Origin of the sequence: Paenibacillus pasadenensis DSM 19293 (genome assembly GCF_000422485.1) — a bacterium.
In the GTDB taxonomy this organism is placed as follows: Bacteria; Bacillota; Bacilli; order Paenibacillales; family Paenibacillaceae; genus Paenibacillus_O; species Paenibacillus_O pasadenensis.
In genome coordinates this window covers 48,527-67,388 of the sequence record NZ_KE383850.1, presented here as the reverse complement: position 1 = coordinate 67,388, position 18,862 = coordinate 48,527, and the positions used below count along the sequence as shown (strand labels likewise).

Sequence of the window (18,862 nt, the reverse complement as noted above, 5' to 3'; positions counted from 1 at the left end):
ACAGGATGATCAGAAAGGCGACGATAGACCCTCTCTCCTTTCATTGTCATGCATTCGGGTTGAATGCCTCCATCCAATCCGAGACGAGCAGATCGAGCAGCTCTTCCTGAAACAGCTTCCTCTTCGATTGCAGCAGCCTGGCGGTCAGATCCGGCTGCCACTCTGCCCGCAATTTGGAAAGCTGCCGGCACTCTTCCGGCGAAAAATGGAGGCCGCGGGCAGCCAGCTTCCCTTGCGCAAGCGAATCCGCATACGTCTCGCGATCGAAACGCCAGGGCCGGAAGCGCTCCCGATACCGTCGGCAGAGCACATTGGCCATGACGATTCCTTTCCCATCATAATCGCCGGAGTAGCGGATCATGCCGCTCAGCCTGCCGGACTCCACGAGCCGGTCCATCAGCCGCAGCGCGGCAGCGCTTGCCGGCCCGCTCGTACAGAGCAGCAGCGGACTGCCGCTCCTCGCCCCTGCGTTCCCGATGACGGCTCCGTTCCTACGCTCATCGATCAAGGCGGCATAAACGGCCGGATTCTCCACCACGAACAGCTCCGAGACGAGCGGAAGGATTCTCGCTTCTTCTACATGAGCCAGCGTCCAAACGGCATGATGGCCCGACTGGGCTGACGGATCTGATCCTTGCCTATACAGATGGACGTAGGACGAGAAGTCGTCGTCGAGCACTCCCCAGCTTCGGTAGACTTCGCGCGCGGCCAGCGTATCCAACCCTTTGGCGGCCTCGCGAACCATCCGCTCGAGCGGGGGTTCTTCCTGCCTATCCGCAGCTTCCAGAGTCGAGTCCTCCGCCCCTTCCCTAACGACAAGTGAAGCCTGATCCGCCTCGCGAGCTGCCCTCTCTGAATGGCCGCTTGGAGCCGGCATCGACAGCAGGGCCTGGAAAAACAGGCGGCCGGCCGGCTGATCCCGATCGAGCGCATGCGGGTTGCCCGACACTTCCGCCGCCAGCACGGGCTTTCGGATCGGCCGCCTCGCCCCTCGCTCCTCCTCGCCGCTTAATCGGCACCATGCCAGCGTGGCGTGCAGCAGCGCTTCCGAAGCCTCCGCTTCTCCCCGGTCCCACAGTTCTTTCAACGTTCGATAGCCCATCCCTTTCCCGCTTCTCAGCATGAGCCACCATTCCTCGACGAAAGGCGGGGGCAGCAAGCCTTCTGCATGCAGCCGGCGCTCAGCCGCGGTGAACAGAGCCTGCCAATTTTGCTGGCTCATCCGTTTCCTATCTGAACGGCTAAGCAAAGGCTCTCCGTAAAGACGCTGATAAAGCTCTTCCAGGCCGCATTCAAACACGGAGCGGCGAAGCTCGAGCTCCATCTCACTCAGGCTGATTTCGGCTTTTTCCCCCGGCCTGTAATACGTTCCGAAGAATCCATTCAGCGCTTCGCACTCTTCCGGCCTCAGCTTCGGCACGACCGCCTTGCCGCCGATCCGCCCCAGGCCCTCGTACCGCTTCCAGATCGCCTGCAGCAATCGATTCATGCCGGGCCGCAGGAAATACGCCCTCGCCTCTTGTTCGGCCTGTCCTTGCGTCACGACGGCTCATCCGCCTCGACATACGTCCTGCGCTTGCCGTTCCATCGATAGTGGAACAACGTGACGAAGTCGACATCCTTCGGACGGGAAATCTCATAGATCGCCAGCTGCGGAACCGTATCGTAGCAGCCCCACAGCACCTGCGAGGTCATCATGAAGTCGAAGCCCATATCCGTCAGCAGCTTGAACATGTCGCGCATGTTCTCCTCGTCGACGCCGGCGAAAGCCTCGTCCAGTGAAATGAGCCTCGGCGCATCCTCACGGGCATCCGAATAGCGCGACCAGGCTGCCGCAAACAGCGGGATGTACATCGCCATCGCTTTTTCTCCGCCGCTCAGGACGTTGAATCGGGCATCGGTCAGCGGGCGATAGGCGGCTTGGGTTCCTTTTTTGGACTTCAGTCCGAACTCGAACCAGTTCCGGTAATCGAGGATGCGGTAAAGATGCAGCCGCAGCGATTCCTGCTCGTTCTGAGCCGTTTCCTTGGCCAGGCGGATCTGCTCCCGGAAGTGGCGGATCATCGCTTCGATCTCATCCTCCCGCAGCCGCTGCGAATCGCGCTTGAGCAGCTCGACCAGATCATGGACGTCGAGCTGCTCCTCCGTAGCGGCGCTTTTCGGCCCCCATTCCAGGCGCAGCCTGAGGCCGCTGGAAGTCTCGCGCGCTTCCATGAGGCGGTTCATCTCGCGCACCCATTGCTCGGCCCGATGGATGCGCTGGCGGATCGCCTTGCCGACGCTGGACAGGATGATGTCCTCGAACAGCACGCGATCCTTCTCGCTGAGCAGCGCGTCCTGCTCCGCCTCCAGCTCCTCCAGCTCCTGCAGCAGACGCTGCGGAGCGAGCGGCTGCTGCGGGTTGCGCATCGACCAGACCATGAATCGGCCGCTTCGCTCGTCGACAGCCAGCTCCAGCACATAATCGGTCAGCTGCGTCCGCGCCGCCGACATCTCTTCCAGCAGGCGATTCGTAATGTTGTCGACGTTGCGGTTCTCGAACAGCCCGGCGTACTCGCTCCTCACCTCCGCCGCCAGCCGTCCGAGCGCAGGCTTGCCGGCAGCGCGCGCCTGATGCAGCTGCGATTTCCAGTCTCCGGCGAGCCCGAGCTCCATCTCCTGCTCCAGCTGCCCGCTCGTCTGCCTAGCCGCATGCTCGCGCTCCTGCTGCTGCTCCCGCAGCAGGACCAGCCGGGCATCCGCGCGCGCCGCTTCGCCCTTGGCCCGATCCACGGCCGCCTCCTCGTCGCGTACGGACCGGAACAGCGCTTGCAGCTGCTGGCGCAGCTCCTCCAGCCGCCTGGACACATCGGCCAGCCCCAGCTCCTCGATCAGCCTCTTCAGCGCATCGGTCTGCGCCTGCTGGTCGCGGCGGCGGAGATCGAGCTCGTCTTCGAGCTGCAGCAGATCCTCCCGTTCCTGTCCAGCGGAGGCGATCTCCTCGGACAGGCGTTCCAACGCGCGCGCCGTTCCCTCATGCTCTTTCCAGAGCGAGGCAAGCTCGGACAGCTGCGCCTCGTAGTCCGCTGCCGAGCGCAGCGCCGCGGCTAGCTCGGGCTCCCGCTTCAGCCGGCTCCAGTCTGCCGTCGCTTCGGCGAGCTCCCGCTGCAGCCGATGCCACTCCTCCGCCTTGGCCTTGAACCGCTCGAGCGCCCGCTGCTCCTGATGCAGCGCTGCCGCCAGCCGATGCCCCGCTGCCTCCAGCTCCTTGCGCGCCGCTTCCATCATGGATGGAGACGGGTAGGCGTCGCGCTCCTGCGCCAGCCTGCTCTCGGCCTCCGCCGCGGCTGCCAGCCTTGCCGCCGCAGCCGCAAGCTGTCCGTCCAGCTCCGAGATCTCCTGCTGGAGGCGGGCGATCTCCAGCAGCCTCGTCCGCTTGCGCGTCTCCCGGCCGATATATTCGGCCCGCTCCTTCACGGCGGACCGCCCGGACAACGGACCGAGACGATACGAGCCGTCGGCTCCGATCGCGCCTCCCCAATCGCCGTCGCCCGCCGCGCCGCTCTCGTCCCACAGGAAGCTGCGCAGCACCTGCCGAATCCGCTCGGCGCTCAGACCGCTGCCCTCCGGCGGATCCGCGACCAGCACATCGGCCAGCGTATAGCCGAACTCGTACGGAACCGGAGCCAGCCAGCTCTCTTCCTCGCCGGCAGCCGCCGCTTCGATCCGCCCGTCCGGCGCGATCCAGGCATCGAGCAGCCCGCTTTTTTCCAGCGCTTCCTCGATGCGTGCCCGCGCCTCTTCCGTCAGGCCCGAGGCAAAGTCGCAAGCTGCATAAAGCGGAGCTCCGGCGATCTCGCCCGCCAGCCGGGACCTAAAGCGGCTGCGCGCTTCGCTGCGAGGCGGCTCCGGCTCCCGGCTCTGCTCCCAGCGCCGCTTCTCCATGACCAGCTGCTCGCGATCTGCGGCCAGCTGGCGGCTTTCCCTCTCCAGCTCCAGCCGCGCCGAGACGAGACGCTCGCGCTCCCCGTCATAGGCGGCGGCCAGCGGCGCGCGCAGCGGCTCCAGCGAGCTGCTTTCCTCGCTGTACTCGCTGACGGCTTCCAGCGCCGCCCGCAGCGACGCCTCGTCGAACGGGAGAACCTGCAGCCGGCCGGCCCAGATCGCCAGCTCGTTTCTCAGCTCTTCCCTGGCCTCGTCGAGCTTCCGTCCGCGATCTCCCCGAATCCGCTCCGCTTCGTCACGGCTGCGGCTCGCTTCGCCCAGCTCGATCTCCCGATCCCTGGCGGCCGCTCCGGCTTCCCGCTCCTGGACCGCCCGGGCAAGCGCCTGCTCGATGCGCTGACGATGCTGCCTCAGATCCCGGCGCCAAGGCTCGCGCCATGCATCCCCGGCCGGAACATCCGGCATCCAATAGCGGTGATAGACCGCATGCTCCTGGAACTCCAACTCGCCGGCCAGCGCCTCGAGCTCATCCAGCAGCTCTAGCTGCCCTCCGCCGAGCCGCTGCAGATCCGCTTGCCGCGCCTCCTGCTCGCGCCGCAGCTGGTCCTCCCGGGCTCCTGCCTTGCGCAGCGACTCCCTGGCCCGAGCCAGCTGGCGCTCCAGATCCTCCAGCATCTCCTGCGCCTTCTCGTACTCCTGCTGCTTGCCGATCGCTTCATGCCGGCCCAGCAGCTCGCGCTCCGCGTTCAGCGTGCGGACCTGATCCTGCAGCGCGGCCAGCCTCGACTCCGCCGCCTCCCGATCCTGCCCGGCGGCGTCCAGCTCCTGCTGACATGTCCGCACCTTGGCCAGCGCCTGCTCCAGCTCCGCCGCCGCGGCGCGATAGCGGTCCGACCGCTCCAGCAGCTGATGCTTGTTGTAGAAATCATACCGCTGCTGCAGCTTGTCCACGCTCGCCCGGTGCCGGCGCAGCTCGTCCAGCCGATCCGTGATCTGGTCCATGTCCTCCAGCACTTCGGACAGCGGGCGCAGATCGTCCTCGAGCAGAGGCGGCAGCGCCTGATGCAGGATCTGGTAGATGGCGGACGGCTTGAAGTCCTTGGACAGCTTCGGACTGCGCAGCTGGATCATCAGCTGCAGCAAATCCTGGAACGCGTCGCTGTCCGGAAAGCCGAACAGCTGCTTGTTGACGAGATCCTGATAGGCTTTCTGGTCGTGGACGACCTGCCCGCCTGCGCCGATGAGCTTCTCCAGCTCCTTGCGGTCGAGCGGCGTCTTGATCTTGTCCTGCAGCCAGGCCGGACGGTCATACAGCCAGAGATCGCGTCCGATCCGCCTGCCGTCGGTGATCGCGAACCCCCAGAACTGCACCTGCGCTCCGCCGCGCCGCGCTCTCAGCCCGATGCCGATCGTGCGATGCAAGCCGGTCTCGCCGTGCTTGAACTCCATCCACAAGTATCCGGTCGAGTCGGTCTTGACCGACCCGCTCTCTTCTTCGCCGAGCAAATAATACTCGATCCGGCGGTCCCTCGATCCGAACGGATCGAGCCGATGAGCCCGCTTGTCGCCGTCCAGCACGAGCGGCAGGAAGCTTTGCATCGTGACCGACTTGCCGGAGCCGTTCGCTCCGCGCAGGATGATGCGGCCATTTTCCAGCTGGAACTCTTCCTCGTCGTAATACCAGAAGTTCAGGATGCCGACCCGGTTCATCTGCCAGCGGGCCGAGGACGGCGCCGCCGCGGCCTCCGCCGCTCGAAAACTGCTTTCTCTTCCGTCGTCCTCCTGCTCTTCCACCCGTTCTTCCCGACGCGCTTCGATGCTCATTCCCGCTCCTCCTCCCCATATTCGGCCTGCCATCGCCCAAGGATAGCCGATATTCGGACCTCTCCTGCCGCCGTGCGCTCCGCCAGCCCCCAAGACTTCAGATGGTCCAGGCACAGGGCGGCCAGCTCGCTGCTGGACAGATCCTCCCTCCATTCCTTGCTCCAGTACTTTCCATGCTGCTTGCGCAGGCGAAGCAGCATCGTCTCCAGCTCGGACATCGTCAAGCGGATCGCCCCATCCGGCTGCGGCTCGAGGCTTCCTTCGTCCTTCAGGCGCCGCAGCTCTCCGGACACGAGCAGCGCGAGATCGGAGACGGCGGCTTGCGTCGGGAACAGCTCGCTTTCCGAGGTGAGGCCAGGGTGGAAAAAGGCCATGCCTTCGCGATAGCGCCGTCCGTTCCAGCCGAGCGTCTTCTCAAGCTGGTCCAAAATCGCGCGTCGCTGACCTTGCACGTACTTCAGCTCCTCCTCGCTCCAGTCCCGATCCTCGACCAGCGGCTCCATCAGCAGCCGGCGGAACACCCGGTGCCGGATGCGTCCGTTCTGCCCATCGGCCGTATCCGCGTACGTGACCGGATCCTCGAGCTGCCGCAGCTCCCGGGCATCCGTCAGGTCCCAAGGGAACCGGCGCAGCACATACCGGGCGGCAGGGGAGCATTCGTACAGCACGTTGCGCTCCTCGTTCTGCGCCCATAGCGATTCGTCGCCGTCTACGCCGAGCAGCACGCCGAGCACGCGCAGCTTTTTGAGCGCGCGCGCCATCGAGAGCCGATGCGAGTAGACTCGCCAGTCCGCATCCATGCCTCCGGCGATCATCTGCTCGCGGATCTGCTCCACCATCTCGGACAGCAGGAACTGGTCGAGCTCCGTCTTGGACTCCAGGTACCAGAGGCCGTAGGTGAAAAAGACATAGTCCTGCGGCTCGCGGAACTCCTCGAATCCCATCCAGGGCTGCGCGCCGACCGGAGCCTTATCCAGCTTGGCCATCGTCCGCGTCAGCAGCAGCGGCAAGCCCGCCTTGTCCATGAACCAGCCTCTCAGCTCCTCGTAATGATCCTTGACCGCATAATAAAGCTCGGCGTCCTCTTCCTTGGACACCCACGGCCGGTTGAGCAGAGCCTGCGCGCATTCCTGCTTGCGCTCGGCCAGCTGCTCCGCGCTGCGCTCTCGCTTGGCTGCGCGGCGTGCCGCTCCGCGATTCATCGCCTCGCCTCCTCTTCTTCTCTCTCGGCCAGCTCCAGCTCACTTGAAGCGGCCTCGGTCAGCTGGAAGCTCAGCCGATAATCCGCCATTTCGAGCTCTCCATCCTCCGCCTGCAGCAGCGCCCGCTCACCATGCTCCGGCTTCTGGAGCGTGATGCGCACCCCTTCCGCCGTGACGAAGCTGCGCCTCGTTCCTGCCGTCATGCAGCGGCCGATCCATTGCAGCAAGCGGATCCGCTCCTGGGCCGTCACCGGCCCCAGCTCGGAGATCGACAGCTCTTTCAGCCGCAGCATCCGTTCGATGCCGCGCCTCTCTTCCGCCTGCCTCGCCTGATAAGCTTCCCGCTCCCGCTGCTTGCGCGCCCCATGATCCGTTACCGAATCCGACACGGAGCGCTCGGAGCGCTTGCGGCTGCGGGAACGCAGCCGGCGCAGCATCGGCTGCTCCTCCCAGGAAGATTGATCGGAGCGGTCCGTCGTGCGGAGATCCTCGCCCTGCAGATGGCGCGTGCGGAACAAGCCGAACGCATGCGCGCCGAGCCGATGGGCGTCCTCGATGGACTCCAGGCGGGCGAACCAGCTCGCGAGATGCTCCAGCTCCTTTTTGCGGCTCATCCCGGAGCGCTTGCGCTCCTGGATGCGGATGGCGCTGCGCACGATGCGGGCGATGGCATCCTTCGTCGCCCGTTCCAGCATCGTCAGCTCGCTCGCCGCGGAGCCGCTGCCAAGGAACCAGCGCCGGATATTGCCCCAGCCCTGGCGCAGCTCCTCCAGCAGCTCCTCCTTGTCTGGCCCGTCCTCCAGCCGGGGACGGTTCAGCTCGCCTGCGGCGACACGCTCCAGGAACAGCTCCATGACCGGCTCGCGGATCTGGAGCAGATGTCCTTCAATCGAGTAGGAGCTGCGCTGCAGCGCCTGTACGAAATGCTGGAGATAGTCGGTCAGCTTCTCCTTGAACAGCAGGAAGGCGTCCGTCACCATCATTTCCTCGGCTTTTGCGGTGTGCAGGCTGGCCATGTAGTCGGCGGCATTTTCATGCAGCTTGACGAACGATTCGTACAGCGACTTCCATAGCTGCAAAGCGGCCTCCGGCTCCAGCTCGACCGCATCGAGGCGGATCGCGAACAGCTTTTCGGCAATCGTGTCGAACAGGCTCGCCTCCAGCGATCCGCCGTAGCCGGTCACCTTCTCCAGCGATTCGAGCATGCGCTCGATCTCGATGGAGTACGGCCGCAAGCAATACTGCAGCTTTTTCTTCAAGTATTCCTCCAACGTCGACGAACGGCCGCCTTCATGCCGCGACGTCAGGTTCTGCCACTGCGCCAGCTGCTCCAGATCCTGCTGGCACATCTCCAGCGTATAGCCAGGCCAAAGGCTCGCGGCGGACATGGCGTCGAAAATCTCTTCCGGCCTCAGCCAGTAGCGCAGCCGCTTGTATTCCAAATAAAAAAAGCGCATGATCGCGCGATAACGCACGACATTGTCGGCGTTCACGTACTTCAGCTCCGGTATGCCCCGCAGCGTTTGCGCGCTTAGCGAACCCTCTTTCACGGACATTTCCTCCGTTCTTCCATGCTTCTTCAATCATAGGAGATAGATGGAAGCTCTGACAAGCCGGAAACGTTGGAGAAGAAAGGAAAGAGGCCATCTGAGCGTCTTGTGTCGGTTGGATATCCTAGCAAAAACAGCACTCGGCTCCTCCCAGAGCCGAGTGCTGCAATACAATCCATTTCGCCGTAGCCTACTCCGCCTTCAACTCGCTCTCCGTCACCCACCTATGGTTCTTGACGGGCTCGCCGCCGTCCACAGGGACATAGTCCACGGCGTACACCGTTGTCTGCTCCGCCGTATCGATCGTCGCCACGGCGCCGTCCATGCCGGCCATATGCTCGGCATCCAGCACGACCTCGTCGCCGGGCTTGTACGGCTCGGAACCGGCGCCGTCGATTTCCTCATGCACGACCCACTCGTGGTTCGTCACCCGTTCCCCGCCGGTCGTCGGCGTGTAGGACACGGAATAAACCGTCGTCGCATAGGCGCCTGCGATCGTCGCCTCCGCGCCTTCCATGCCCGGCATATGGCCGGCCTGCAGCTTGGCTCGGCTGCCGACCGGGAATGCCGGGTTTTGCGCCGCCACCATGTCGTCCGGGAGCTCGTCCGAGCCATGGTGCATGCCTTCATGGGCGGAATTCGCCGCTTCCCCGCCCGGCGCCGCCGTGTTTCCCTCCGCATTGCTCGCCGCTCCGTGGTTTTCCACGTTCATGGCCTCATGTCCTCCGTTCTTGGCTCCGCAGCCGGCCAATACGACCGCCAGCACTGCGGCCGCAGCCAGTCCTTTTCCGATCCGTCTCATGCTTCTGCCGCCTCCTTCGCTTCTTGTCTAGGCTCTTCTAGAGGCAAGTATCTCCTTTTCCTTGCCGTTCCAGTACTCGATCCGCTCTAGTCTCGATACGGACGACTGCCCCGCCGGCCATCCAAGGCACATTTGTGCCTTGGATGGCCAATTCCGTCGCTGCCCAACCCCATCCAAGGCACATTTGTGCCTTGGATGGCCAATTCCGTCGCTGCCCAACCCCATCCAAGGCACATTTGTGCCTTGGTTGGCCAAATCCATCGCTGCCCAACCCCATCCAAGGCACATTTGTGCCTTGGTTGGCCAACTCCGTCGCTGCCCAACCCCGTCCAAGACACATTTGTGCCTTGGATGGCCATTTTCGCCGACGCCTCGCCCTGCCTCTACTGTACCGAGAGGTTGTGAAGATGCCGTGTAGATTTCCATTTATCCATTTTTAACTATTTCTGAAACTTCACTCCTGCTCGTTGCGTCTCACCTAGAAGCAATCATCCCAAAGGAGGCGCTGCAGATGGAAATGAGCTTTGGCCCCGAGTTCGGACCGGACTCCCGCATCAGCTTCGAGCCCGACAGCGGCTTCTCGCCGGAGATCGACTTCGGCTCCCCAGCCAGCTTCGGTTCGCATGGAGGCTTCGGCCCCGTCGCCGGTCCCGGCTCCGGCTTCAACTTCATGTTCACGCTCGTGCCGGTGCTGATCGGCATCGTGTTCGTCATCGTCATCGTCACGATGATCGCGCGCGGCGTCCGCTACGCGCAGAACGCCAGCTCGCCGCGCGAATCCGTCCACGCCCGCATCGTCTCCAAGCGGATGGAAGTACATCATAGCTCCGGCCATTCCCACGGCCCGGACAATCAGTTCCATACGTCGGGCTCCTCGCGCACGGACTACTACATCACGTTGGAGTTCGAGAACGGCGAGCGCAAGGAATTCCTCGAAGTCAAAAAGCTGTACGGCCTTGTCGCCGAGGGCGATGTCGGCTACGCGCAGACGCAAGGCGAATGGATCGTCGCCTTCGAGCGCAGCTGACCAGGCAGACCCCTTGCGATCGGCCATTCCAACGCAAAAAGACAGCCTGCCCCTCTCATCGGGGTAGGCTGTCTTTCTCTTTCTTCCGATCGGCTTCGTTCGCGTCAGCTTGCCGCCCGCTCCTCGATGGCGGCCGCCGTCGCTGCGGTCAGCTGCTCGACCGCGCGCGGCACGAACTCCTTCATGACGCTGTTCATCATCATCGCCATGAGCCCCTTGCCGCTGATGTCGAGGCTGCCGACGAGGCTCGCCGCCGCGCCTGCGGCCGCAGCCTCGAAGCTGCCGCTGCCCTCGACGGGATCGGAGAGGCCGGTCAGGCGGAAGGCGACCCGGCTCGGGTCCGCTTCCTCCTCCAGCTCGAGCTTCAGCTCGACGGCTTTTTTCGTGAAGCCCAGATCGGCCTTGAACGTCCAGACCGACTCCCGCGCGCTGACGATCTCGTGCTTGATGTAGCCCGGCATGAGCGGCTCCCATCGGTCGGGATCGCGGATGAAGGCTTGGACCTGCTCCAGACTGGCCTTGACCTCGCTGCGATGCGTTCCGCTTGGCATGGTGAATCCATCCTTCCGTCGGCATGTTGGTTCCCGGCTTCCCTCGCCTCTGCAGCTGTTGCATGACAGATGGAAAGCGCTATCATCTGTTTAACACAGCGCTGCCGCCCGCGTCAAGCTGCCGCACTGACTCAGAATTCCTCGTATTCCGCCGGGCCTTGGCCCCACAGCCATCCGTCCGGCCGATGGAGAGTACCGATCGCCTCCATCTGCTGCGCCGACAGCTCGAAGTCGAAGATCGCCAGATTTTCCCGCTGATGCTCGGCCGAGCCGGCTTTGGGAATCGGCAGCGCTCCGAGCTGCACATGCCAGCGCAGCACGACCTGCGTCGGCGTCTTGCCGACCTGCTCCGCGATGCTGCGGATCGGCTCCAGCCCGGCGAGGTCATGGTCGCGGCCGAGCGGGCTCCACGACTCCGTCACGATGCCGAGCTCGGCATCCTTGGCCCGCTGCTCCGGCTGGTGGAAGAGCGGATGCAGCTCCACCTGATTCAGGCTCGGGGCGACGCCCGTCTCGGCGACGAGCCGATCGAGATGCTCCGGCAGGAAGTTGCACACGCCGATGGAGCGGACATGCCCTCTTTTCTTCGCCTCGATCAGCGCCTGCCAAGCCTCGACGTAGCGGTCCCGCTTCGGATTCGGCCAGTGGATCAGATAAAGGTCGTAATAGTCGAGGCCGGATCGATAGAGCGACTCCTCGACCGTCAGCAGCGCCTCCTTGTAGGCATGGCGGCGGCCCGGCAGCTTGGAGCAGAGGCGCAGCTCCTCCCGCGGCACGGAGCTTAGGCGCACCGCCTGGCCAAGCGCCCCCTCGTTCTCGTAGTTGAACGCCGAATCGAGCAGCCGGTAGCCGATGTCGATCGCCCCGGCGATCGCCTTCGCGCCTTCGGCTCCCCGCAGGCTGTACGTGCCAAGCCCGATGGCAGGTACCTTGAGGCCGTCGTTGAGTTCTCGCTGCGGAATCGTCTCTTGCATGTCTATCGCCTCCCTTTTTCCGTTTCTGAATCTAGTATATACCCGAAAAGCCATGGACCGGAACCGGTCCATGGCTTTGGCATGCTCGTGCAGCCGGCTTCCGTCACGAAGAAGGAACCAGCTTCATGTAGTACAGGTTGGCGACCGCGTTTTTCGAGATGCTGTGCGCGCCCGCGGACAGGGCGACGCTGACGGTCCCGTTCGTCATCGCATGCGCCGCGCCGTCGATATTGACCTTCGTCCCGTCGGGCGAATTGAAGACGAGCGTCAGCGTCGAAGCCGTCGCGGCCGTGAACGAGATCGAGGTCGAGCTTTCCATCTTCAAGCAGCTCGTCAGCGTCAGGCCGTCGTAGATCACCGTGCCCTTCGTCGACGACAGGCTGCCCTGAATCGCGAAGAAGGAGCTGGTCAGGCCGTCGGCCGTAAAGTTATGCACGCGGACTCCTGCACCAGGAGTCGCGGTCGGTCCGGACGTCGGCGTCGGCGTGGCCGTTGGCGTAGCCGTTGGAGCCGCCGTCGGACTCGCGGTCGGAGATGGGGTCGGGGTGGCCGGGCTCGCGTTCCCTCCGACCGAGACGAGCTGCGTCCGATACGAGACGATCTTGGCCATCAGCGGCGCAAGGACCGCATAGGACGTATCATCCGCCGCATCGTTGAACGTCCACGCGAAGTCGCCGCCGCCGAGGCGTCCGGCCTCTGCCGTCACGATCGCCTCGACCTGGCCGGCGGGATCGACGTCGGAGGCGTCGGCTCCGGTCGCGATCCGGGTATCGAAGTTGTTGTACGGCGTGCCGCCCTTGAGCGCCTTGTAGGCTGCCGGAACCGCCTCGCTCCGCGCCGATGCGAGATAAGCGTCGAACGAGGAGGCATGGGCCGGAGCCGTGCCCGCGTCGGAGTTGGCGTAGATCAAGCTCTCGGCGTCGACGACGATGTTGCCGTACGCCTTGATCATGCCGCCGTTCTCGCCCGAGAACGTGCCTTCTCCAAGCGCGTCGGTGCCTTGCAGCGAGCTCAGCATCGGATGCTTGGCGTGCCGGAAATAGTTCGCTTCGACGAAGGCCGAAGCCCCCGTCGTCACGCCTACGCCGTACTTGGAGATTCCGTCGAAGAAGTTGTTGTAGATATGGACGGAGGCGACGCGGATGCGCGGATGGCGGGAGTCGGAATGATCGAACCAGTTGTGGTGGAAGGTGGCGAAGAATTCCGCCGTCTCGCTCAAGCCGACGAGGGAGGCTTTCCCGGAGTCCCAATAGTGGTTGTACGAGATTGTAATGTGCGTCGAGCCCTTCTTGAGATCGGTCGAGCCGTCGCCCTTGGCCTGATCGGCATCGCTGCCGGCCTTGCCGTAGAACAGATCGTTATGATGCACCCACACGTTCGCGTTGCCGGTGTCGAGCGAGATGCCGTCGTCGGGGAACAGCATCCAGCCGATGTTGCGGACCTCGACGTTGCCGACGGAACGCAGCAGCAGTCCCCAGCCGTAGGCAGAGGCGTCTTTCCCGATGCCTTCGATCGTCAGGTTCAGCTCGGCGTAGTCGGCTTTCCCCTTGACCTGCAGGTAGCCGCTGCCGTTCAGCTGCCCGCTCATGTCGCCCTCCGTAATTTGTCCGACGATCCGGACCGCCAGCGGCGTCTTGTCGTAGCCTTTTTGCCTCAGCTCCATGATCTGGGCGATGCCGATGCCCTTCTGCACCGCTCCGGAGCTGCTCGTGACGACATCGAGCTCGACCGTCCGCGCCGTCGCAGAGGTGACATACAGCACCTTCGCTCCTGCCCGGAGCGTGCCGTCCTCGTTGTAGGCGCCCGATCCGGTGCCATAGGCCGAGCCCGGGGCAAAAGCGAATCCGGAGCGGTCGTGGGCCGCTACCGGCAGCGCGCCGGTGACGACGCTGGTCCTTCCGCCGCCGGACAGCAGCGCTTCGACCTTCAGGACATACGATCCCGCGGCCAGCCCTACGGCGTCGGCCCGCCAATAGGACGGGTAGCGGCGGATCAGCTCGTTGTCGAGCTGGCGGTACTGGGCGTCGGCGGCGCCGGCCGGCTTGACGTAGACCTGGTAGCCCGTCGCCCCGCTCTCCGGCGTCCATTCCACATAGGCCGTCTCGTTCCAGCCCCCTGCGCTCGTGATCGCCAGGCCGGCAGCATGGATCGTGGCGGCCCTTCCGCCGGACAGGATCGTCAGCAGCAGCGCTGCCGCCAGAGCCACGCAGGCCAAGCGGATGATTCTTTTCTTCAATGGAATCCCTCCTGAATTCATGCAGGATTTCGGCCGATGCCGCTTCGCTGCCGTTCTCGAATGCATGCAACCGCTTTCAATAAATCGCTTCGCTTGTCCTCCTCTCCCCTCCGGATGCGGACTCTAGAATCGGCTCCCGACAGAAGCTCTCGAAAGCTCCTTCACCTTACCTTCCCGACTCCAGGTTGCGAAACAATCATTTGCTGGGATTTGCCGCTTCCTATCGCAGAACTGAGTCGATGATTATCGGAATAACCGCAAAAGCCATGAACCGGAAGTTCCGGTTCATGGCTTCGCATCAGATTTCCGTCCCGACCTTGAACCTCGCGGCATGCTCCGCATGCCACTGGTCATAATGGACGCCCAGCTCATGCGCATCGTCCAGCAGCTTCTCCATGTACGCTTGATCGGAGCTGAGCGTATCGTACAGGATCTCTAGCCTGGACTCGGCTATGCCGGAGTAATGGGCCAGACCGACATTGAGCTGGTGGCCGAGCATCTCGTCAAAGCCCCTCTTCCGGAGCTGCTCCTGCGTGGCCGCCGCCAGACCGATCCACAGCACGCGCTGATGCGGAAGCTTGGAGTCGCCGTAAGCGAAGCCGTAGTTCCAGACGCGGTCGATATATCCCTTCAGCATGGCCGGCAGGCCATACCACCAGATGGGGAAGATGTAGGCGAGCGCATCATGCCGCCTCATCCGCTCCATCTCCGCTTCCGCCTCGGCGGAGTATTTCTTGCTCCCGTTCGACCAGTCGGGCTCATCCTCCTCCCGCAGCACCGGATCGAAGCCGCTGCGATGAAGATCGAGCACCTCCGCCGAGTGCCCTGCGTCCAGCAGGCCTTGCTTGAACCGCTCCGTCACCGCAAACGTAAGCGAGCCGCTTCTCGGATGGGCCGTTACAATCAGTACGTTCTGAGCCATTGCCTCTCCTCCTGACCAAATCTGGAATAGGTAGAGTATGATTCATATAATGAGATCAGGGGTCGTCTATGAGATGACCGAGCTTGGACAATCGCTCAGCGGCATTTTGGACCAGCTATGCGAATGGGGAGAGAAGTTCATTCGGGGCGACTTTCAAACGAAAAGAAAGGAGTAGGACCGAGTCCTACTCCTTCACCGCTCCGAGCATGATGCCCGACACGAAATATTTCTGCAGGAACGGATAGACGATCAGCATCGGCACCATCGCGATGAACACCTTGGCCGAGTTCAGCGTCCGGTTGGACAGCTCCGACAGCTTCTTGTACTGGTCGGGCGTCAGGTTCGTCCCGGTCGGGATGTTGACGACCAGCTGCTGGATGTACGTCTGCAGCGGGTACTTGTCGGAGGTGTTCATCAGCACGAGCCCGTTGAAAAACTCGTTCCAATGGTACACGCCGATGAACAGCGCCACGGCCGCCAGCACGGGAATCGAGCACGGCAGATAGACGCGGAACAGGATCGCCCACGGGCCGGCGCCGTCGACGACGGCGGCTTCGTTCAGCTCCTTGGGCAGGTTGCGGAAAAAGTTCATGATGAGGATGACGTTGAACACCGGCAAGCCTCCGGCCAGCACGAGCGCCCAGATCGAGTTGATCAGGCCGTAGCTCTGGACGGTCAGATACCACGGGATCAGTCCGCCGCTGAACAGCATGCAGAACACGAGGATCCACATGAACACGTTGCGCAGCCGGAATTCCCGGGAGGGCCTGGCTAGCGGGTAAGCCATCAGCACCGATACGAACAGCGACAGCCCCGTGCCGAGCACGGTGCGCTGGATGGAGATCCAGAACGAGTTGAAGAACAGCGCGTCGCCTAGAATTTCCTTGTAGGACGCCAAGGAGAAGCCGATCGGATAGATCGTCACGAGGCCCGCGTTGGCGGCGGCCTTGTCGGAGATCGATACGCAGAACGTATACCAGAGCGGATACAGGCAGCTGAACAGCAGAAGGGCGAGCAGCACGTAATTGGCGCCGTCGAACGCCCTCGAGCCGAATGTCTTGCTTTGGACCATGCCGTCTCCCTCCCTTAGAACACCGTGTAATCCGCATAGCGGTAGGCCAGCCGGTACGAGACGACGATCAGCACGAAGCTGATGGCCGACTTGAACAGTCCCGCCGCCGTCGCCAGCGAGAATTGCAGGTTCTGCAGGCCGAGGCGGTATACCCACGTGTCGAGGATGTCCCCGGTCGAGTAGACGAGCGGATTGTACAGGTTGTACACCTGGTCGAACCCGGCGTTGAGCACGTTGCCGAGGCTGAGCACGCCGAGCAGGACGACCGTCGTCGTCATCGCGGGCAGCGTCACGTTCCGGATCAGCTGCCAGCGGCTGGCGCCGTCGATCGCGGCCGCCTCGTATAGGTTGAGGTTGATGCCGGTCAGCGCCGCCAGGTAGATGATGGCGTTGTAGCCGAACTCCTTCCACACGTCGGTGCCGACCAGCAGCTGGCGGAAGATGCCGGCATCCGCCATGAACAGCTGCGGACTCACGCCGAACATGCCGAGCACCGTGTTGACGACGCCGTAATAGCCGAAGATGCCGATGACGATCGTCGCCATGATGACCCAGGACAGGAAGTGCGGCAGGTAGGCGACCGTCTGCACGAGCTTTTTGAAGCGCAGATGCCGAAGCTCGTTCAGCAGGATCGCGAAGACGAGCGGAATGATCAGATTGAGCACGATTTTTCCGATGGCGATGATGAACGTATTGACGATGACCGTCCGGCTGTCGCTCAGCTGGAACATGTACCGGAAGTTGTCCAGCCCGACCCACGGCGACTTCAGCAGGCCCGCCCCCGGATTGTAGTTCTGGAACGCCATCACGATGCCGGCCATCGGCACGATGCTGAACAGGACGAGCCAGACCATCCCCGGCAGCAGCATCAGATAGTAATGCTTCTCGACGTTCATTCTTCTCATGGCCGCCGATCCCCCCTTCACGGACTCGCCGGCTTGCCGCAGGCTCCGGCCGCCTTTTTGCAGGCAGCCGGAGCCGCTGGCCGGCGACTCGTTATTTTTTCAGCAGCTCGGCGACCTCGGCCGTGATCTCGTCTCCGCCTTGAGCTTTCCAGTCCTTCACGAACTTGTCGAAGGAATCGATCGGCGCCTGGCCCAGAATGATTTTCAGCACCGTCTCGTCCTCCAGCTTCTTGAGGTTGGCCCACTTCGTCTCCATCGTCGGCGTCTGGTTGTAGGTGACGCTGAACACCTTTTTGTCGATCGGCACGGTCGAGAACGGACGATCGCCGATCAGCAGCGAGTAGAGGCGCTGGAAGTCGCCGAAGTTCGCCGTATTGAAGTTGCTGACGTTCAGCTCGTCATAGGGCGGCTTGATGACGTCCTTCACTTTTTTGGCGTCGGCGTACATCAGCTTGTACAGGCTGTTCGGCACGTTGTAGTCCTCGGCCTGCGTCTCGCCCTTGAGCACCTTGAGCAGCTCGGCGTATTCGTACTCCGTCTCGTTGGCCGCTGCCATGACGTTGCGCAGCGGATACCAGCCGACCGCTACCGACAGGTCGAACGTCGCCTCGTCGCGGACGAGCGCGTTGTTCATGATGAGGATCGCCTTGACGACATCGGGCTTGGCGTTTTTGCTGATGAGCGTATAGGTGCTGCCGGTCGTCTTCATATGCGCGTTCCACTTGCCGTCGTCGGTGTAGACGGGATAGGCCTGCCAGTTGGCCGTCGGATCGTTCTTGAACGAATCGCCGTTGCCGTAGCCGCCGCTCCACCAAGGGCCGAAGAAGATGCCCGTCTGGTTCGCGTTGATCGGATCGCCGACGTTGTCGCGGGTGCCGGCCTCGGGATCGATCAGCCCTTTTTTGTACCAGTCGGCCAGCGTCGCCAGCGTTTCCTTGGTCTGCTCCGTCAAGGTTCCGTACGTCACCGAGCCGTCGCCGTTGTCGAGCCAGTACCCCGGGTAGGCGTCCTTCGCGCCGAACAGCGGATCGAATCCTCCCAGGTTGTTGGACGAGGTGAGGAAGGTAGCGTAAGGGAACGTGTTTTTCGACGGTCCGGCGATGCCGATCGTGTTCGCGCCGCCGAGCTTGCCGTCCTTGAACGCCTGGGCGGTCTTCTCGATGTCGGCCAGCGTTTTCGGCACCGGCAGCCCGAGCTTGTCGAGCCAGTCCTTGCGGATCCAGAGCAGGTGGACGCCGTCGGTGTCAACGGTAATGTTGGGCAGCGAGACCATCCGGCCCTTGTAGCTGGCGTTATCCATGGCGCGGCCGCCGGTGCTCTCCATGATGTCCTTCACCTGAGTCGACTGGTATTGCTGGAACAGGTCGGTGATGTCGTAGAGCAAGCCGGAGCTGGCCGCCTTCGTCATGAACGAGCGGTCGTCGACGACCATGCCGTCCGGTAGCTTGCCGGAGGCGATCGTCAGGCTCACCTTCTGCTTGAAGTCGTTGCCGGTCGCCGCCGTCCAGTCCACGATGACGTTGATGTTGTACTTTTCCTTCAGGTAGCGCGTGTACTGGTTGTTGCTGACGCTGTCGCCCGCCGGCAGCGTCTTGTCGGTCGGATCGACCGGCATGCCGATATGGACGTCGACCGGCTCCGGGAATCGGTAGAACGCCAGATCGTCTCCCGACAGCGCCGGGCCGGACGATTCCGCGGGCGCCTGCGCGTCCGTATTCGTCGAGTTGGAAGATGAGCAGGCGGTCAGGCTTAGCCCCAGCATGAAGGCGGCCAGCATCGTGGCCATCGTTCGTTTCATAAGATCCCTCCCCTTGAATCGGTGCTTTCCCATTGTAATATGAAAGCGCTTCACAAAAGTCGGGGAGCTGTGCCG

The 18,862-nt window shown here is 63.2% G+C and carries 14 protein-coding genes; 2 read left to right on the top strand and 12 right to left on the bottom strand.

Translation table 11 applies throughout. The features are described 5' to 3' along the window. Nucleotides 1–46 precede the first annotated feature (46 nt). The 5 genes from H582_RS0115940 to H582_RS0115920 all read right to left on the bottom strand — a co-directional run bounded on the left by H582_RS0115940 (nt 47) and on the right by H582_RS0115920 (nt 9,302). A complete protein-coding gene (locus H582_RS0115940) occupies nt 47–1,543 on the bottom strand; it encodes a TIGR02679 domain-containing protein (protein ID WP_028599322.1) in 1,497 nt (498 codons plus the stop codon). Next, a complete protein-coding gene (locus tag H582_RS0115935) occupies nt 1,540–5,748 on the bottom strand; it encodes a TIGR02680 family protein (protein ID WP_084137365.1) in 4,209 nt (1,402 codons plus the stop codon). The genes H582_RS0115940 and H582_RS0115935 overlap by 4 nt, the downstream gene beginning before the upstream one ends. Then, complete coding sequence (locus H582_RS0115930; RefSeq protein ID WP_028599320.1) at nt 5,745–6,950, bottom strand: TIGR02678 family protein; 1,206 nt, start codon at nt 6,948–6,950, stop codon at nt 5,745–5,747. Before H582_RS0115930 ends, H582_RS0115935 begins: the two co-directional genes overlap by 4 nt. Further along, entirely contained in the window at nt 6,947–8,500 is a 1,554-nt protein-coding gene (locus H582_RS0115925) for a TIGR02677 family protein (RefSeq protein ID WP_028599319.1), read from the bottom strand. The genes H582_RS0115930 and H582_RS0115925 overlap by 4 nt, the downstream gene beginning before the upstream one ends. Nucleotides 8,501–8,690: 190 nt before the next feature. Beyond that, entirely contained in the window at nt 8,691–9,302 is a 612-nt protein-coding gene (locus H582_RS0115920) for a YdhK family protein (protein WP_028599318.1), read from the bottom strand. Nucleotides 9,303–9,972: 670 nt separating this feature from the next. Between H582_RS0115920 and H582_RS0115915 the strand changes: the two genes are divergently transcribed. Next, nucleotides 9,973–10,329: a DUF2500 domain-containing protein gene (locus H582_RS0115915; protein ID WP_028599317.1), complete on the top strand. Its 357-nt coding sequence runs from the start codon at nt 9,973–9,975 to the stop codon at nt 10,327–10,329. 104 nt (nt 10,330–10,433) lie between these two features. On the opposite strand, the gene H582_RS0115910 is transcribed toward H582_RS0115915, so the two are convergent. The 4 genes from H582_RS0115910 to H582_RS27960 all read right to left on the bottom strand — a co-directional run bounded on the left by H582_RS0115910 (nt 10,434) and on the right by H582_RS27960 (nt 15,012). Beyond that, entirely contained in the window at nt 10,434–10,880 is a 447-nt protein-coding gene (locus H582_RS0115910; RefSeq protein ID WP_028599316.1) for an SRPBCC family protein, read from the bottom strand. Nucleotides 10,881–11,011: 131 nt separating this feature from the next. Beyond that, nucleotides 11,012–11,854 (bottom strand): aldo/keto reductase, encoded by an 843-nt coding sequence (locus tag H582_RS0115905; protein WP_028599315.1) that lies wholly within the window; start codon nt 11,852–11,854, stop codon nt 11,012–11,014. A gap of 103 nt (nt 11,855–11,957) precedes the next feature. Beyond that, nucleotides 11,958–14,090, bottom strand: a complete 2,133-nt coding sequence (locus H582_RS0115900) for a pectate lyase family protein (RefSeq protein ID WP_028599314.1) — start codon at nt 14,088–14,090, stop codon at nt 11,958–11,960. 298 nt (nt 14,091–14,388) lie between these two features. Then, a complete protein-coding gene (locus tag H582_RS27960) occupies nt 14,389–15,012 on the bottom strand; it encodes an NAD(P)H oxidoreductase (protein ID WP_043111463.1) in 624 nt (207 codons plus the stop codon). 37 nt (nt 15,013–15,049) lie between these two features. Here H582_RS27960 and H582_RS33365 point away from each other — a divergent pair, with 37 nt between their 5' ends. Then, entirely contained in the window at nt 15,050–15,187 is a 138-nt protein-coding gene (locus H582_RS33365) for a winged helix-turn-helix transcriptional regulator (protein WP_373864110.1), read from the top strand. Nucleotides 15,188–15,196: 9 nt separating this feature from the next. Here H582_RS33365 and H582_RS0115885 read toward each other — a convergent pair whose 3' ends face one another. From H582_RS0115885 to H582_RS0115875, 3 genes are all read right to left on the bottom strand, one after another. Beyond that, complete coding sequence (locus H582_RS0115885; RefSeq protein WP_028599313.1) at nt 15,197–16,084, bottom strand: carbohydrate ABC transporter permease; 888 nt, start codon at nt 16,082–16,084, stop codon at nt 15,197–15,199. Nucleotides 16,085–16,098: 14 nt separating this feature from the next. Then, entirely contained in the window at nt 16,099–16,989 is an 891-nt protein-coding gene (locus H582_RS0115880; protein ID WP_028599312.1) for an ABC transporter permease, read from the bottom strand. Between the two features lie 91 nt (nt 16,990–17,080). Continuing rightward, the gene (locus tag H582_RS0115875; RefSeq protein WP_028599311.1) at nt 17,081–18,787 is read right to left on the bottom strand and encodes an extracellular solute-binding protein; all 1,707 of its coding nucleotides are present in this window, start codon (nt 18,785–18,787) and stop codon (nt 17,081–17,083) included. Nucleotides 18,788–18,862 lie beyond the last annotated feature (75 nt).

Excerpts from the sequence above, each read along its gene's own strand:
- H582_RS33365 (WP_373864110.1), top strand. The coding sequence starts at position 15,050 with ATGATTCATATAATGAGATCAGGGGTCGTCTATGAGATGACCGAGCTT.
- H582_RS0115875 (WP_028599311.1), bottom strand. The coding sequence starts at position 18,787 with ATGAAACGAACGATGGCCACGATGCTGGCCGCCTTCATGCTGGGGCTA.
- H582_RS0115910 (WP_028599316.1), bottom strand. The coding sequence starts at position 10,880 with ATGCCAAGCGGAACGCATCGCAGCGAGGTCAAGGCCAGTCTGGAGCAG.
- H582_RS0115915 (WP_028599317.1), top strand. The coding sequence starts at position 9,973 with ATGTTCACGCTCGTGCCGGTGCTGATCGGCATCGTGTTCGTCATCGTC.
- H582_RS0115920 (WP_028599318.1), bottom strand. The coding sequence starts at position 9,302 with ATGAGACGGATCGGAAAAGGACTGGCTGCGGCCGCAGTGCTGGCGGTC.
- H582_RS0115905 (WP_028599315.1), bottom strand. The coding sequence starts at position 11,854 with ATGCAAGAGACGATTCCGCAGCGAGAACTCAACGACGGCCTCAAGGTA.
- H582_RS27960 (WP_043111463.1), bottom strand. The coding sequence starts at position 15,012 with ATGGCTCAGAACGTACTGATTGTAACGGCCCATCCGAGAAGCGGCTCG.
- H582_RS0115930 (WP_028599320.1), bottom strand. The coding sequence starts at position 6,950 with ATGAATCGCGGAGCGGCACGCCGCGCAGCCAAGCGAGAGCGCAGCGCG.
- H582_RS0115885 (WP_028599313.1), bottom strand. The coding sequence starts at position 16,084 with ATGGTCCAAAGCAAGACATTCGGCTCGAGGGCGTTCGACGGCGCCAAT.
- H582_RS0115880 (WP_028599312.1), bottom strand. The coding sequence starts at position 16,989 with ATGAGAAGAATGAACGTCGAGAAGCATTACTATCTGATGCTGCTGCCG.
- H582_RS0115935 (WP_084137365.1), bottom strand. The coding sequence starts at position 5,748 with ATGAGCATCGAAGCGCGTCGGGAAGAACGGGTGGAAGAGCAGGAGGAC.